The organism is Mycobacterium mantenii, from assembly GCF_001667865.1.
Classification (GTDB): domain Bacteria; phylum Actinomycetota; class Actinomycetes; order Mycobacteriales; family Mycobacteriaceae; genus Mycobacterium; species Mycobacterium mantenii_A.
On sequence record NZ_LZJP01000066.1, the window covers coordinates 157468 to 171917 of the forward strand.

11 protein-coding genes are annotated in these 14450 nt (G+C 62.4%); 7 read left to right on the plus strand and 4 right to left on the minus strand.

Annotated elements, in window-relative coordinates:
• Window positions 1-107 precede the first annotated feature (107 nt).
• Both A5688_RS10855 and A5688_RS27545 read left to right on the plus strand, forming a co-directional pair.
• A complete protein-coding gene (locus A5688_RS10855; protein ID WP_131812109.1) occupies window positions 108-395 on the plus strand; it encodes a hypothetical protein in 288 nt (95 codons plus the stop codon).
• Complete coding sequence (locus A5688_RS27545) at window positions 392-1447, plus strand: LPO_1073/Vpar_1526 family protein (protein WP_131812110.1); 1056 nt, start codon at window positions 392-394, stop codon at window positions 1445-1447. Before A5688_RS10855 ends, A5688_RS27545 begins: the two co-directional genes overlap by 4 nt.
• A 605-nt stretch (window positions 1448-2052) precedes the next feature.
• Here the strand turns inward: A5688_RS27545 and A5688_RS27550 are convergent.
• The 4 genes from A5688_RS27550 to A5688_RS10880 form a co-directional block, all read right to left on the minus strand.
• On the minus strand, window positions 2053-3510 hold the full coding sequence (locus A5688_RS27550) for a hypothetical protein (RefSeq protein WP_131812444.1): 1458 nt from the start codon (window positions 3508-3510) through the stop codon (window positions 2053-2055).
• Between the two features lie 17 nt (window positions 3511-3527).
• Window positions 3528-4646 carry a caspase family protein gene (locus tag A5688_RS10865; RefSeq protein WP_082954988.1) on the minus strand — a complete coding sequence of 373 codons (1119 nt, stop codon included), beginning with the start codon at window positions 4644-4646 and terminating at the stop codon, window positions 3528-3530.
• 12 nt (window positions 4647-4658) lie between these two features.
• On the minus strand, window positions 4659-5912 hold the full coding sequence (locus A5688_RS10870; protein WP_131812445.1) for a hypothetical protein: 1254 nt from the start codon (window positions 5910-5912) through the stop codon (window positions 4659-4661).
• Between the two features lie 630 nt (window positions 5913-6542).
• Complete coding sequence (locus tag A5688_RS10880; RefSeq protein WP_067907330.1) at window positions 6543-7871, minus strand: lipase family protein; 1329 nt, start codon at window positions 7869-7871, stop codon at window positions 6543-6545.
• A 554-nt stretch (window positions 7872-8425) separates the two neighbouring features.
• Here A5688_RS10880 and A5688_RS28325 point away from each other — a divergent pair.
• From A5688_RS28325 to A5688_RS10900, 5 genes are all read left to right on the plus strand, one after another.
• Window positions 8426-8551 carry a hypothetical protein gene (locus tag A5688_RS28325; protein ID WP_278184155.1) on the plus strand — a complete coding sequence of 42 codons (126 nt, stop codon included), beginning with the start codon at window positions 8426-8428 and terminating at the stop codon, window positions 8549-8551.
• Between the two features lie 36 nt (window positions 8552-8587).
• Window positions 8588-9343, plus strand: a complete 756-nt coding sequence (locus A5688_RS10885; protein WP_067907332.1) for an SDR family oxidoreductase — start codon at window positions 8588-8590, stop codon at window positions 9341-9343.
• 80 nt (window positions 9344-9423) lie between these two features.
• The gene (locus A5688_RS10890) at window positions 9424-10032 is read left to right on the plus strand and encodes a nitroreductase (RefSeq protein WP_067907338.1); all 609 of its coding nucleotides are present in this window, start codon (window positions 9424-9426) and stop codon (window positions 10030-10032) included.
• A gap of 184 nt (window positions 10033-10216) precedes the next feature.
• Window positions 10217-11020 carry a mycofactocin-coupled SDR family oxidoreductase gene (locus A5688_RS10895; RefSeq protein WP_067833481.1) on the plus strand — a complete coding sequence of 268 codons (804 nt, stop codon included), beginning with the start codon at window positions 10217-10219 and terminating at the stop codon, window positions 11018-11020.
• 148 nt (window positions 11021-11168) lie between these two features.
• Window positions 11169-14372 (plus strand): serine/threonine-protein kinase, encoded by a 3204-nt coding sequence (locus tag A5688_RS10900; protein ID WP_067907335.1) that lies wholly within the window; start codon window positions 11169-11171, stop codon window positions 14370-14372.
• The last annotated feature ends 78 nt before the right edge of the window (window positions 14373-14450 follow it).

Genomic DNA, 14450 nt, shown 5'->3' on the forward strand with positions numbered 1-14450 from the left:
TTGACTTGAGACTTGTCGCTACTTTGTCGCTCTTGCGAGGTTGCCACCCGCGGAAACCCGTTTGCTGACGCGTGGGACCACTGGGATACTTGGGTCCGGAGGTACTCATGGGCTACGAGCGACTGGCGTGGATCGGCACGACGATGATCGCACTGACAGGAATCATCATCGGGGTCCTGCCACTTGATGCCGGACCGCGATGGGTGTGGTTGATCGTCGGGATTGCGCTCGGGATCGCGGTCGCGGTCACGTACCCGCGTGTCTGGCCGAAGGGGTCATCACGCGGGACCCCACAGAAGCCAGTCAAGCAACGCCTGACAACTGGAAAGGGCTCCCGGGTAATCCAGGCGGGTGGCGACGTCGACTTGAAGGGCGGGATGGGTGACCATAAGTGAGCGGCTGGTGGCAACGTTTAAGGGCGGGTGACCGAAGCACGGTTATCCAAGCTCAGAATGTCGCCATTTCGACCAACGTCACGTACTCCGACGTGCGCGATATCAGCAAAGATGTAGTACAACATGAGATGGAAAAATTCAGTTCCACAGCCATTGAAATATTTTCGCAACGATTCGAAGAATTTGTTTTAAACTATTACACCCGGCAAGCTACAATCGCGCCCGAGGGATTGAATTCACTCAATGATCCGTTCATGCAACGTGCTTTAAGAACAGCCCATGTCGAGTACGGAGCTTCAGGCAATGCCGATACCGGCGAAATGCTAGCCGATCTATTAGTGACGTTATCCACATATGAGCCGCAGCGCTTCCAGGCAATTTGCCTAAATGAGGCATTGTCTGTAGTTCCCAAGCTTAGGAAGAATCAGATTGCGGCGCTCACCGCTTTACTAATCACCAGCGGTGTCCAATTAAGCGCTGGATTTCTCGCAGATTACTACAAGCTGCTGCGGGATCACCTGGCACCGTTATCTACTTTGGTTCCCGATGATCGATTGTCTTACCGGCACATGCAGTTCGCTCAGGTTGGCTGGATGAATACTTCTAAAATCAGATCGTTCGGAGGAATGATACAAAATACCCTTCCTGGCCTGTTTACCGAAGGCATCCTCCAAGCTGACGTGCCGGAACCGCTTCGCGTCAATCCCCCTATTTGGGTCAAACACGAGCGTTATAACGAGCGTGTGAGGATAAATGCACCAAACTACGCTGCGATTGACGCTCTCGCGAATGCCCATCCGGTTATCGTGCCATGGGTGAGTAACTTGAAAGAGCAAATGCGCCGCGCGCTCACGAAACCGGAAGACATCGAGAAGCAGATTATCACTGAAATCCCCGAAATGGAGCGCTTGATCAGGATTTGGAACAATGCCGAACTTGGTTATTTTGAACTCACATCGATCGGGATCGTGATCGGCCACGCCAATTGGAAGCAGATGGGCACCGGCCCGATTGTTGACCTTGATAGCGCGTTTCCCTCGTCAGACGCTTAGCCCCGTCGTCGCATCGCAACCACCTTGTCACAACGCCGCCAGGGCGTCTTGTGGTGTCGGCTCGCCGGGTTGGCGTTTTAAGGCGATAAGCTCAGCGATTCACGACGGTTTTGCCCGATAGCCGATTCGTCCTCACAGACGAGGTGCCGGCAAGACCGCACTTCTCGTGGAGGCCCGGGCGCAACGGACGACCTGCAACAGCATGGGGTGTCCATGTGTGGCGGTTGCGCTATCGACCCGGCGTGGGAGATAGGGTCACGCCGGATGCGGCGAACTGATTGGACCGTAGAAACCGTCGGTCGCAAGGCGAGACGCCTGGCGGGCCGCTCCGCGACTTTGCAAATCGGTTGGTCCTGAATACCCCCTCAGTACCCCCAGCACGACCGAACCGGAGCCGTACGAGCGCCGCACCATATCCGTGCGCCAGACGTACCGAAACCGCACTTCTAGCTGAAATTCCAGGTAGCCGCTCGGACTCTGAGCAGGCCCGGTAGAAACTCGGCTCGCGCAGAACATCAGCTTTCAAGGTGAATAACTGCCATCCCGGGGGATTGTGAAACCCCAGCCTTGCGAGGACTTCACCGCGGGGTCGGCGAGTTCTCTGTTCAACCTTCCGCGTTCCACCATTTCTGCTCCGCGGGTGGTTCCTGACGATGCAAAGTCAGATCGCCAGCAATGACCGAAGGTACTCGGAGACGTCGTAGTGGTAGTAGTAGACGCTTACGGAGACGGAGAGCCGTTTTTGCATCGTGGGTATCGGCGCGGCTGTTGTACACGACTACCTGCGTGAAGTCGGTTTTGCTATCAGTTGGAGGTCCGGTGTAGGTCTCTAGCGTGGGGTTGTCGGGTCGATCCGCCCAATATGTGGTGTATGGGGCGCTCCAGTCGCACGCTTCGGCATAACGCTTGATGCGGCATAGCGACGCTCGCAGGTCTGGATCTTCGCTCGGCCGAGGCAGTGCAAGGTCAGGTCCGGGCTGTCCAAGCAGTTGAAGTCCTTGGTACAGCAGTCGCAGTCCCTCCGTGTATCGCGGGGGGGGCATCTCGGCCGCTGATAAAAGCAGATTCCGTACGCTATCTCTATCGGGTCGTTCGCGGCCGTTAATCATGTCCCACGCCTTAATGATCGCCGAATCCGCAAGTGCCGGAAGTTCGCGCGGTATGTCGGCAATCCACGGCGCGGATTGGCCAGTGCGCAGCGCGTAGTAGCTGGCGACGAGCACGTCTTCGAAAGCCGAATGCGATCTGTTACTAAGGGCCTGGTCAATGAGCCTTGGCGCGATGACCGACGCGTAGTCCAGCTGCCCCGTGCAAAGGTAGCCAAGCATCGCAGTGGCCAATGGAGACTGACCTACGACCCGGAATGTGACTCTGTCATCGACCTCGACGCGACCAGAGGCTGGCAACAGAGTCATCGTCACATTTCGCGCAGGCGGCAATTGGACGACTCGCCAAATAGTGTGCATGCCACCGAATTGGATGCAATCATCCACCCCATCGAGTTGACTGTCGTTATCCCTGTCAGCGGTAATGCGGATGACCGGGCGCCCATACCGTCGTTCAATCATTTCGGGGTCTAGCTCACGTGGCTTACTAGTACTGGCCTGCCAGCGCCGAACCCACAAATGCTCGTCGGACAACGATCGCCATCGCTTGATTCGGTTCAAACTGAGGGCCGATAGATACTCGGACATCTGTGATGGCTGGACCGACCGGAGCATGCGTTCAAGTCGCCACTGTAACGGAGGGGTGATTTCGCTAAATCGGTCAGCGAAACCACCTGGGTCATATGCCCGTTCTGGCAAAGATTCTGCGAGGCTCGGAATTTGTTTGGGTGCTGTCAGATCAATGTTGATGGTCTCATCGGCTGACAAATGCGCAGTCGCCGTGCGGTATTGACCTGAAGGAAGAGCCGCGCGAATGAGATAGGTACCCGGTGGTACTTCTAATTCAGTTCGGTTGCCGGCAGTCAGCAGTTGGGAGGGTACACCCGCCTGCGATTCACCCAGCAACTCGCATGCGACGACTTCCCCAACGGCGAGATCAGTCGGGTCCAGATACACGCGGAGACTACTGGTCATTACGAGACCACCACCGCGGTGTTGTACCCGGGAGGCAATGCGGGCAGGTCTGTCTCGCTGTGTTGATAGCTGCCATTTGGAAAGTCAATTTTCAGGTTATAAAAATCGGCCGGCAACTCGTACGACCATCCGCTGGGGCGCACACTCGGTGCTGGTGTGGGGTCGCTCGAATCTCGATAACGGCTCAGCGCGAGATTTGCTTGGGGAACCGCCGCGCTGGGGTCACAGTCGATGATGACCGGGACGGTCGGCGAGCACGGGAGGATATGAAAGGGGCTGATCCCGACACAATTACGCATTTCAGCGCGCTGCTTCTCCGGAGGCAATAGCTGAGTGACAGCCCGCATGACGTCGGGCATAGTGACTACCCAGTTAGCGGCATCCTTGCGGCTGCCAAGTCCGTCTAGCGCCCGGACCAGCGATTGCGTGAAAAGTGTCGGCATGTCCGGGTCGGGGTCACCGTACGCCGTCCCGCCGCCGGACGTTGCCAATAAGAGCGCAGCGTTGTTGCGTGATTCTGCGTCGAGCCACGGGTCAAGCAGATCAGGGGCGTCTCCCGAAAGCATTTTGTAGAACTTTGGGAGAATGTCGCGACATGTGTCCATGAAGTAGTATTGCGTGCGAGCTTTACACCTATTCATCGCGAGATAAAGTTTACCGACGTCGACGGTATTCTCAAGAAGCCGATTTTTGGACTTCCCGAAGTCTTCGAGCAAAATGAACTGAGACTCACGTTCGACGCCGTGGCCGCAGCAATAGAACACCGCAACATTGTTCGTGTTGCTGTCACAGCGGTCTTTCCAGCGATCAAACGCATTCTTCACATTTGCGGCAGAAGGCTCTGCGACTTTGGCTATCTTTCCGTCTGGTTTGGCGTAATTCAACTGAGGGGACACCAGCAGTTCAACTGTTCCAAGGGTGGCAGAAGGGTGGTTAATACGGGTGATCCAGTCAACAAATGCGAGAACCGAGCGTGGTGGACTCGTCAGCTGCTTGAGGCCGAAGGTGAAGTGGCGTACCGGTTTGCGGCCACCTACGAGGTGTCTATAGCTGCCGACACCGATGGCAAGAACGTGGACCTGCGGGCCGCTTTTCGGTCGATTAATAATCAGCGTCATGCCATGGGGTCCTCATGATTTACTGAGAACGCGGGCCGCCAGTCGCTGGTGAAAGCCCGGTTGCAAAAAATACTGACCGTGAGCGTTTAGCAATGAGCCTGTCGGGAAGTCAAAATCTTCGACGCCGTCAATGATTGGGGCAACCCGAAAACCGAGAAGGTCACTGTAATCGAAGACGTTGATCCACCGTTCTATGTTGGAAGGCATTTCGACTTTTGGTCTGGATTTCGTTGGAACAGCTTCGTCGCTCTTCGCAAAAAGCTTCAGCTCTTCGAAGAATCCGACTTGGGTTCCTGCGGTGATCAACAGCGGCACTTGCGTAGTGGTGAGATCGCTGGTGAGCAGATCATAGACGATGTTGCCACCCATGCTATGCGCGACGATGACCAATCTGTCATCTTCCTCAACGGAAGCTGCGGCGCTTTTGATGGCTTTGGACACCTCTTCGCGAATAGAGCCAGCGGAATTCTGCTGGTGGAGGTAGACAAAAACATCACCCAAAAACCCCACGACGCCGGGCACGAATGCCGGCCGGATCAAGTCAGAAGCTTTTCGGCCAACACCTCCTGTCGCGGCTGTTTTCAGCTTCGTGGCGCCCGCGCGAATAGTCCCCCAAACGCCCTTGACTTTGCTGCCCAGTCCTAGGGTTTCCGTGTTGTCCGCATGCTTGCGACTTGCGTACGTTGCCACCTCAATTTCAAGCCGATCCAGCAGGTCGTCGTCATCGGCGACCGCTGCAAGCCAGTCCGGCGATGGGTTGGCGGACGCATACGCATACGCGAAAGCGCCTAATGCGGCAAAGTCGTCGACCTCGTCAAAATCGTCGGGGTCAGCGTCGATAACAGACGCCGCCCATAGCAGATCGACCGCATCGGACAGCGATCGTCGCGCTACCGGCAGGATGGCATGGTCGGACGGTTCGAAATCGCCCATAAGAAGCGCACTCGCGTAGAGTTCCGCCAACGCCTCTTTTTCCGATCCGAGCTTCTCGACATTGTCACCGGCCGGTAAGGACGCTCCATTCCAGCGCAGCCTACCGCCGAGATGTCCCCAGTAGGGGTTGACGATCTGAACCGCCGTTCCGTCGGAGCGGCGGTGTGAACCCAGTAGGAATTGACGGAAGAGCGCGTCTCGCGCCTTTACTCCAGCGTCATACTTCGGACCTCCGCGGTTGGCGACGCCATGAATGAATACGAGCGGCATGTTTCCTTTACCTCGCTTCTCGTAGATCGTGTGCACAGGCAGATCGCACAACATCGAACTCACCTGGTAAGACTTGGCTGGGGAATAGCTGAATGGATTGGTACGCTGCTGCACCACCACACGACCAATGCGTGGATTCCGATGCCGCCGGATTCATAATGCCGCCCGCTCACACACCGAACATGCCACCGCGATGCGGGCCCCGACCCCCAATTCATCGGCCACGGCCACCTCCTACCGACGTATAGATCACGCTAGCAACCGAGCTAGCGCGATCGCTCGGCTTTCAGCTGATGCACAGGCGCCGCAATTCTGGATCGATGGTCTCGATCTCGCGCATCCGCGGAGCATATGGGTTGCATGCCACGCTGCAGCACTTCACTTGACGCGCTCCTCCTTCGCAAGGCCCTCCTTGGCTGTAATGGCCGAACAGTTCGCACGTACCCCGTCAGTACCCCCAACCCAATCGAACCGGGACCGTACAGGCGCCGTACCTCATCCGCGCGCCAGACGTACCGAACAGCCTTCTAGCTGGAATTCCAGTTGACCACTAGAGCTTCTTGACCTAGCGGAGCAGAAAATCTGTTCGAGCGTGGAATCAGCTTCCCAAGCTGAATACGCGGGTTCGATTCCCGTCATCGGCTCCACGATCCATCTGGGAAATACGTTCGAATGCCCCCGCGGCGTCGGCGGCTAGGTGCGAGGGCTGTCCGCAGACGACGGAACCTGAATCGGTGGGAGTTTGTTGCCCGGCTTGATCGACGAACAGTTCTGCGGCGCCGGCAGTCCGGCGAAGCGCTCCTTTATCCAGGCGATCGCATTCGGCACCCACATCCGGATGCTCCAGATGTGGCTGAGCGAGTCGTACTGTTCGTAGTGGACGGTCGTGCCCTTCTTGCAGTAGTCGCGGGCGAGCGTGCGCACGTCGCCAGCGATCATCACACCGTCGCCGGGGCCGATGTCCGGTTTGTCGCCCGGTGTGCCTTCCCACTGAGCACCATTGGCGCCCTGGCCGATGAACAACGGGATCGTCGGCACATCGCCGGTGCCCATGATCAGCTGGTTGGCCAGCACGGCGAAGAACGGCAGTTTCTCGGGAGTCGGGTAGGCCGGCTTGGCGAGCTTCCGCCACGTCAGACCCGGGTAGTGGCCGAGGACATCGATGATCGACGCGGTCCGCAGCTTGTTGTAGAGCTGCACGCCGTAACCACTGAGATCGTTCCTGAAATCCCTTTTGAACGCCCGCCCGAGGCCGACGAGCGCCATCGGCATGACGCCCGGCCAGAACAACGAGCCGTCGACGTAGTGCAGATTGCGCGCCGGGTGGACCAGCACGCCGCCCATCGCCGCGCCGATCAAGCGCGCGTTGACATCGGGCGCGTACCTCGGGGCGAGCTCGGCGGCCCACTCGGTGGCGATCGCACCGCCGGAGTAGCCGAGCATCGCCACCTTCGCATCGCTCGGGAGCCCGACAGTCGGCGAATTGAAGGCGGCGCGGATCGAGTCGAGCGTGTTGTGTCCGTACTCGCGGACCGCGGCGAAGCGCGCCTCCTGGCCTTCGGTGTCAGGGACGATGACCGTGTATCCGTCGGCGAGGAATGGACCGAAGACACCCGCCTCGACGTCAATGATCATTCCGCGGAGCCTGAATCCGCCCGAGATCGAGTACGACGGCTCGTCGTTCTGGTTGAGCGAGTCGTAGGCAGACTGGTACGAAATCACCCTCTCCGCATCGAGTAGCTCGTTCGGCGGCTGAATGACCGAAGTGACGTTGACGGTCGGGTCGCCGGTCTGGCTGGTCGACCGATAGAGCAGCTGTGTTGTCTTGAGCAACGTCGGGATGCCGAATACGTGGTAGGGAACGCTGCGAGTCTTCAGTACCGTTCCCGGCGCGATGTCCGCCAGCGGCTTGCTGGCGGTGTATTTGTAGAACGGATCATTCTTCGGCTGCGGCGCCGCCACCCCAACGGGCGCGCCACTCGGAATGGGATACCAATCCGTTGGTCGCAGTGGTCCGGTCATAACTGCCCCCTTAATCGTGGGCACCATGTTGCGCTCCGGGCGCAGCCCACAACAGGGACTTTGGACCTGCGATGGGCGTACCGTGACCATATTGGGAACAAGCAAAACCATCTGAACCGAAACCGCAGCTGCAGTTGGCATTTGAATCTGCCGACAGTCACACCGGCCAGCTTTCGGATAGCGACCACCGGGCCTGGAATAGCTTTTCATGCTGGATAAGCGCGTTCGATTCCCGTTATCGGCTCCACGATGAGCAGCGGTAGCGCTGCGCGAACCTTTCGAACATGCAGTTGCACGACGTGTTCGAATGCGTTGGCGGCGAACATAAGGCGGTCCGCCGACTATTCGAGACAGCGTCCGCCAATCGAGTTCGGTTGCCAAGTCCGCGCCGGATCGCCGAATGCCTTCTCCAAGCTCGAGTTGTCGCCAGTCGAGTCGATCGATGTGTGCCACTTTTTCGGCCGGGGTCGCCAAGGACTACGGACTTTCCATGGTGCTTGGCGACCCCGTTGCGTGACAACGTCGTCGTAGATCCAATACGGAAGGAAGCACGCATGAACGACATGACCGTCGCCGCCACCGTCACCATGCTCTGTCGCCCCGGCACCGAGATGTTCGTTCTGGTCGACGCCGACGAGCTCGAAGCCCGCAAGGACCGCCGCGTCCCGCGTCCTGAATAGTCCACTCCCCAACCCTCGTCAGAAAAGGAACTCCCCATGAGCACTTCGAAGAACATCACGGTCGTCGGCGCCACGGGCATGATCGGCGCTCAGGTCGTCGACCTGCTAACCGCCGCCGGGCATCGGGTGACCGCCGCATCGCGCTCCTCAGGGGTCGACGCGGTCACCGGCGACGGCGTTGACACCGCATTCGCGCATGCCGACGTCGTCGTCGACGTCCTCAACTCACCCAGCCTGGAAGACGGCCCGTCGCGGGACTTCTTCACCAATTCGGCGACCACTCTGCTCTCGGCCGCCCAACGGGCCGACGTCGGGCACTATGTGCTGCTATCCATCGTCGGCGTCGACAAGCTGAGGGGTCGCGGTTACCTGGAGGGCAAGCACAGCCAAGAGGAGCTGGTCGCGTCGTCCAATCTGCCGTACACCATCGTCCGGGCCACCCAGTTCCACGAGTTCACCGACGGCATCGCCGCCTCGCTGATCGTCGACGGGCAGGTCCAGGCTCCGGACGCGTTGATCCAGCCGGTCGCCTCGGCAGAGGTCGCCGCCGTCGTGGCCCGGGTCGCCGGCGACACGCCGCTGCAGGGCGTCCTCGACCTCGGCGGCCCGGAGAAGATGACGTTCGCCGAGATGGCCCGCGCCGTTCTGGCCAAGCAGGGCAAGGACGTGCCGATCAACGTCGACCCAGAGGCCACCTACTTCGGCACGCCCGTCGAGCACAACAGCCTGGTGACCGGCGAGGGCGCCGAGATCGCGCCGACACGACTCGGCGATTGGCTGGATCAGCGATGACCGCCCAACTGAACGACGCCAGCCCCTCGTCACTGGGTCACCGTTTCGACGACGTCGTGCTGCGGCGGCATTCCACGCGAATGTTCCTGCCCGACAAGCAAGTCCCACGCCGACTGTTGCAAGAGGCCCTGACCCTGGCGATGCGGGCACCATCGAACTCCAACGTGCAGCCGTGGCACGTGTTCCTGACCACCGGCGCCCGGCGCGAACGCCTCGGGGCCGCACTCGCGGCGGCGGTGCGCGCCACTTCGCCGCCCTCGCTGGGTCTGCCGGAATCGCACAACCAGCTGCGCCGTCAACTCGGCGCACTCCTCTACGGCGCGATGGGTGTTGCCCGCGACGACGCCGCTGGCCGCCGGACCGCACAGCTACGCAATTGGGACTTCTTCAACGCCCCGGTCGCCGGAATCGTCTGCATGCACCGCGACCTCGGCCTTCCCGATGCGATCGGCGTGGGCATGTTCCTGCAGACGTTGCTGCTCGCGCTCACCGATCGCGGCCTCGACAGCTGCGTCCAGGTGTCCACGGCGCTCTATCCCGACGTCGCCCGCGGCCAACTCGGCATCCCCGACGAGCTGGTTGTCCTGTGTGGGTTGTGCATCGGCTACGAAGACCCCACGTTCGTGGCCAACCACCTCGACATCCCTCGCAACCCCGTCACCGACAATGTCGTATTTTTCGAGGACTGACCCACACCGACACCGCGGGCAGCATCCTCGAAAAGGGCCCACGGTGACCAGGGGATCACGCGGATTTAATTCGCGTCCTCACCTCCGCACTGTGGGCGCCCTCGACGCCCGCCAGTACCCGAGCATTAACCGTATTGAAAGTTGCCGCGCATCAGCGGCTTTCGCCGGCTGATAGCTTTACCCCATGGGTGCCTTGGATGGACGCGTGGCCTTTATCACCGGCGGGGCTCGAGGGCAGGGCCGCGCGCACGCGTTGGCGCTGGCGAGCGAAGGAGCCGACATCGTCGTCGGCGACGCCCCGAATGCGATGGCGGACCTGACCTACCCGCTGGGCACCGAGGACGATTTGCGGCAAACGACCAAGCTGGTCGAAGAGCTGGGCCGGCGTTGCCTGCCGCTCACCCTGGACGTGCGCGATTCGACCGCCGTCGGCGCCGCGATCCAGCAGACGGTCGCCGACATGGGCAGCCTCGACATCGTGGTGGCCAACGCCGGAATCGTCAGCACCGGGCTGCTGGAAGACGTCAGCGACGTGGTGTGGCAACAGCTGATCGACACGAACCTGACCGGCGCATTTCACGTCCTGCGGGCCGCCATACCGGTGATGCGGCAGCAGCGGTTCGGCAGGATCGTGGTGACCTCCTCGATGGGCGGGCGCATGGGCATCCCGGAGCTGGCCGCGTACAACGCCACCAAGTGGGGTGTCATCGGCCTGGCGAAGTCGGCCGCCCTGGAGGTCGCCAAGGAGGGCATCACGATCAACGTCGTCTGCCCGACCACCACCCAGACACCGATGGTGCAACCCACCGGAAGCGATGACGTCCCCGACGACTTGGTGCGCCGGATGACGAAAGCCAACCCAATACCGCAGCCCTGGCTGCAACCCGAGGACGTCAGCCGCGGCGTGCTGTATCTGGTCACCGATCCCGGGGTCATCACCGGAAGCGTGCTCGAGATCGGCCTCGGCGGCAGCGCGCGCATGCACTGACGAACGGCTGAGAAAAAGCGCCCGCGCGAGTTGGGCGGGCGGCACGTCGCGCCGTCAAATGAGGTGTCCTGAACGCTACTGACGGCGGCTGAATGTTCGCTACGCTTGACCCCGATCCATACGTCGCCTGGGAAGTTAGGGCCAGGTAATGGCTGAAAGACCCAAGGCTCGCGCCCGGGCGCCGGGACCGAGCGAGATCGTGGCGGAGTTAGCCGCGGCCGGATTCGACAATGCGCGCCAAATCGCCCGGGGCGCCGCCGGAGTGGTCTATTGCTGCCGGGAGACGGCGCTGGGGCGCAACGTGGCCATCAAGGTGCTACCGACCTTCATCGACGACGCGGGCCGGGAACGTTTTCTCCGCGAGGGCTATGCGATGGGCGGCCTTTCGGGGCATCCGAACATCGTCAATATCCTGCGGGTCGGCGTGACCCCGGGAGGCCGCCCCTACATCGTCATGTCGTACTGCCCCGCGGGTTCGCTGGGTCTACGGGTCCAGCGCGAGGGACCCATCGCCTGGCCGGAGGCGGTGCGGATCGGGGTGAAGCTTTCCGGCGCACTGGAAACCGCGCACCTGAGCGGCACCCTGCACCGCGATATCAAGCCGGCGAACGTGCTCGTCAACGACTACGGCGAACCGCAACTGACCGACTTCGGGACCGCCCACGTCGCCGGTGGGTATGAGACGGCGGCCGGATTGTTCTCCGGCACAATCGATTACCTTGCGCCCGAGGTGATGGCGGGCGATCCCGCGACGGTCGGCAGCGACGTGTATTCCCTTGGCGCCACTCTCTATTCGCTCATCGCCGGCAACGCCGCCTACGAGCGCCGCGGCGGCGAAGACCTGCTCGCGCACTACACCCGGATCAACAGCTCGCGGGTCCCGGACTTGCGCCCCAGCGGAATCCCCGACGCGGTCTGTCTGGCGATCGAGATGGCGATGTCGCCCGACTCGGTTGAACGGCCGGCCTCGGCGGCGGAGTTCGGTCGCGGGTTGCAGGAAAGCCAGCGCCGCAACGGATTGAAGCCCGACGCCATGGCAATCACCGCCGCCGGCGCCGGATCGGGGCGCGCGATGGGGACCTGGTCGGGTCTCTCGAAGGCGCGGACACTGTCGCCGGGCGGCCGTGGCGGGACAACGGCCACACCGGCGTCGAGACCGCCGCGGATCGCCAAACCGGGCCAACGGAGTTCCGACTCCGAAAGCGCCACCTCACTGATCAGCCCGCTCAACGATCACAAAAACACGGCTGCATCGTCGCGGCCCGCCGGCGCGCAGCACTCCAGTCGGCACGGCCCATCCTCGGACACACGTAGGCCAGTTCCCGCTGCGCCCAACACATCTGAGCCGACCGAGGCAATCGCCGAGCACACCAGCGTCACCGATGCGATCACGTCGTCGGGTTCCGCGGACCCACCCGAGGTCGCGCGGCGCGGGCCGGCCGCCGGGGCGGTGGCGTGGTTGGGCTCGTCGGGCAAGAAGCGGAACCGCGTGACGGCGCCGTTGATCGGGGTGGCGATCGTGGTGGCCGTGCTGGTGCTGGGCAGCGGCGTCTACGTTCTGCTCACGCAGGGCAACAGACACCACAACGCCGCCGCGAGTCAACCGAGCGGCCAGGCGGTGAAGTGGCGGCCGATCACGAACGCCCGCATCGCGCGCCAGGCGGCTGCGACCACGCAGGCCGACGGCACCATCTGGATCTTCGGCGGATTGGGCAGCAACCGCGCCCTCGTCGCAAACCACGAGGGCTATGACCCCGTCATCGACAGCTGGAAAAGCGGCGACGATCTTCCGGTTCCGGTTCAGCACGCGATGTCGGTGACCTGGCAGGGCAACCCGATCGTGCTCGGCGGCTGGCGCACCGCAGGGCCGCAAAAGGTTGCCACCGACCAGGTTTGGCGGGTGGTCAACAGCCACTGGGTCGAGCTGCCCCACATGTTGCAGCCGCGGGCGGCAGCGGCGGCGGCGGAGGTGGGAGGCCGCATCATCGTCGCCGGCGGGGTCGATTCCAACGGCGCGCTGCTGAACACCGTCGAGATCTTCGACGGCAACTCCTGGACCCTGGGCACCCCGATCCCGACTCCCCGGCAGATGCTGGCCGCCGCGTCGGACGGAAAGCTGATGTACACAGTCGGCGGCAACAACGGAACCGCCGACCTGCCGACGGTCGAGGCCTATGACCCCGCCGCGAAAAGCTGGGCGCGCCTACCCGACCTTCCCCAACCGCGCGGCGACCTCGGCGCGGCGATAGCCGATCGGCGCCTGGTCGCCGCCGGGGGACAGTCGGCGGGGCAAGTCCTCAAGAGCGTGTCGGTGCTCGACCTGAACACCAATACGTGGGGCGGCCTGCCGGACATGGCGACGGCGCGGCACGGCATGGCGGTCGACGCGGTGGGACAAGCCGTGTACGCCATCGGCGGCTCGAGTGACGTCGGCGACGGCCAGGCGACCTCGTCGGCGGAGGCGCTGCAGCTGCCGGCGCGCCAGATCCAGCCGGCCGCGCAGTGGCGTTCCCTGCCGGACGCACCCACGGCGAGGTTGATGACGGCGTGGACCGTGCTCGACGACAAGATCTGGATCGTCGGCGGCCTGCGCGACGGAGTCGCCCTGCAGACGGTCGAAAGCTTCGACCCGCGCACCGGCGTATGGCAGACGCAACCCGCGCTGCCCATCCCGCTGCACCATGCCGCGGCGGCAACCTATCGCGGCGAGGTGGTGGTGCTCGGCGGTGCGAGCAGCGACCTTACCCAGGCGTCCAACAAGGTGTTCGCGCTGCGCGGCGGCAAGTGGGTCGAACTGCCCGGCCTCACCCACGCCCGCGCGGCACTGGCGGCCGCCGTGGCCGGAGACAAACTCGTCGTCGTCGGCGGGCAGAACGCCAAGCAGCTCGTCCCGCAGACCGAGGTCTTCGACGGCAACTCGTGGCACGACGCCGCCAACATGCCCACCCCACGCGAGCATCTGGCGGCGGTGTCGGACGGCACCTACGTGTACGCGATCGGCGGGAGATTCCTGTCGTCCGATAAGAACTCCGCGGCGTTCGAACGGTTCGACCCGCAATCCGGGACATGGACCAAGGGGATCGACATGCCGACTCCCCGCGGCAGCTACGGCGCCACGTTCATCGATGGCCGAATCCTGGTGATCGGCGGTGAGGAGCCGACACAGGTGTTGGGGGTGGCCGAGATGTACGACATCGCGGACGGAACCTGGACCACCCTGCGTCCCATGCCCACCCCGCGCCACGCCGAGGTGGTCGCGACGGTGGGCAACACCGTCTACTGCATCGGCGGCGCGAACCGGCCCACCCACGAAGGCCCCGTTGCCACGGTCGAGGCCCTGGACTTCACCTAGCTGTACTGACCTGAGAGGTTAGGTACGCGCGTGGCGGGTGGTTGGCCGCCGAGTGCGGTGTGGCCGCGGTGGTGATTG

Excerpts from the sequence above, each read along its gene's own strand:
- A5688_RS10855 (WP_131812109.1), top strand. The coding sequence starts at position 108 with ATGGGCTACGAGCGACTGGCGTGGATCGGCACGACGATGATCGCACTG.
- A5688_RS10865 (WP_082954988.1), bottom strand. The coding sequence starts at position 4,646 with ATGACGCTGATTATTAATCGACCGAAAAGCGGCCCGCAGGTCCACGTT.
- A5688_RS10880 (WP_067907330.1), bottom strand. The coding sequence starts at position 7,871 with ATGACCGGACCACTGCGACCAACGGATTGGTATCCCATTCCGAGTGGC.
- A5688_RS28325 (WP_278184155.1), top strand. The coding sequence starts at position 8,426 with ATGAACGACATGACCGTCGCCGCCACCGTCACCATGCTCTGTCGCCCC.
- A5688_RS10885 (WP_067907332.1), top strand. The coding sequence starts at position 8,588 with ATGAGCACTTCGAAGAACATCACGGTCGTCGGCGCCACGGGCATGATC.
- A5688_RS10890 (WP_067907338.1), top strand. The coding sequence starts at position 9,424 with ATGTTCCTGCCCGACAAGCAAGTCCCACGCCGACTGTTGCAAGAGGCC.
- A5688_RS10895 (WP_067833481.1), top strand. The coding sequence starts at position 10,217 with ATGGGTGCCTTGGATGGACGCGTGGCCTTTATCACCGGCGGGGCTCGA.
- A5688_RS10900 (WP_067907335.1), top strand. The coding sequence starts at position 11,169 with ATGGCTGAAAGACCCAAGGCTCGCGCCCGGGCGCCGGGACCGAGCGAG.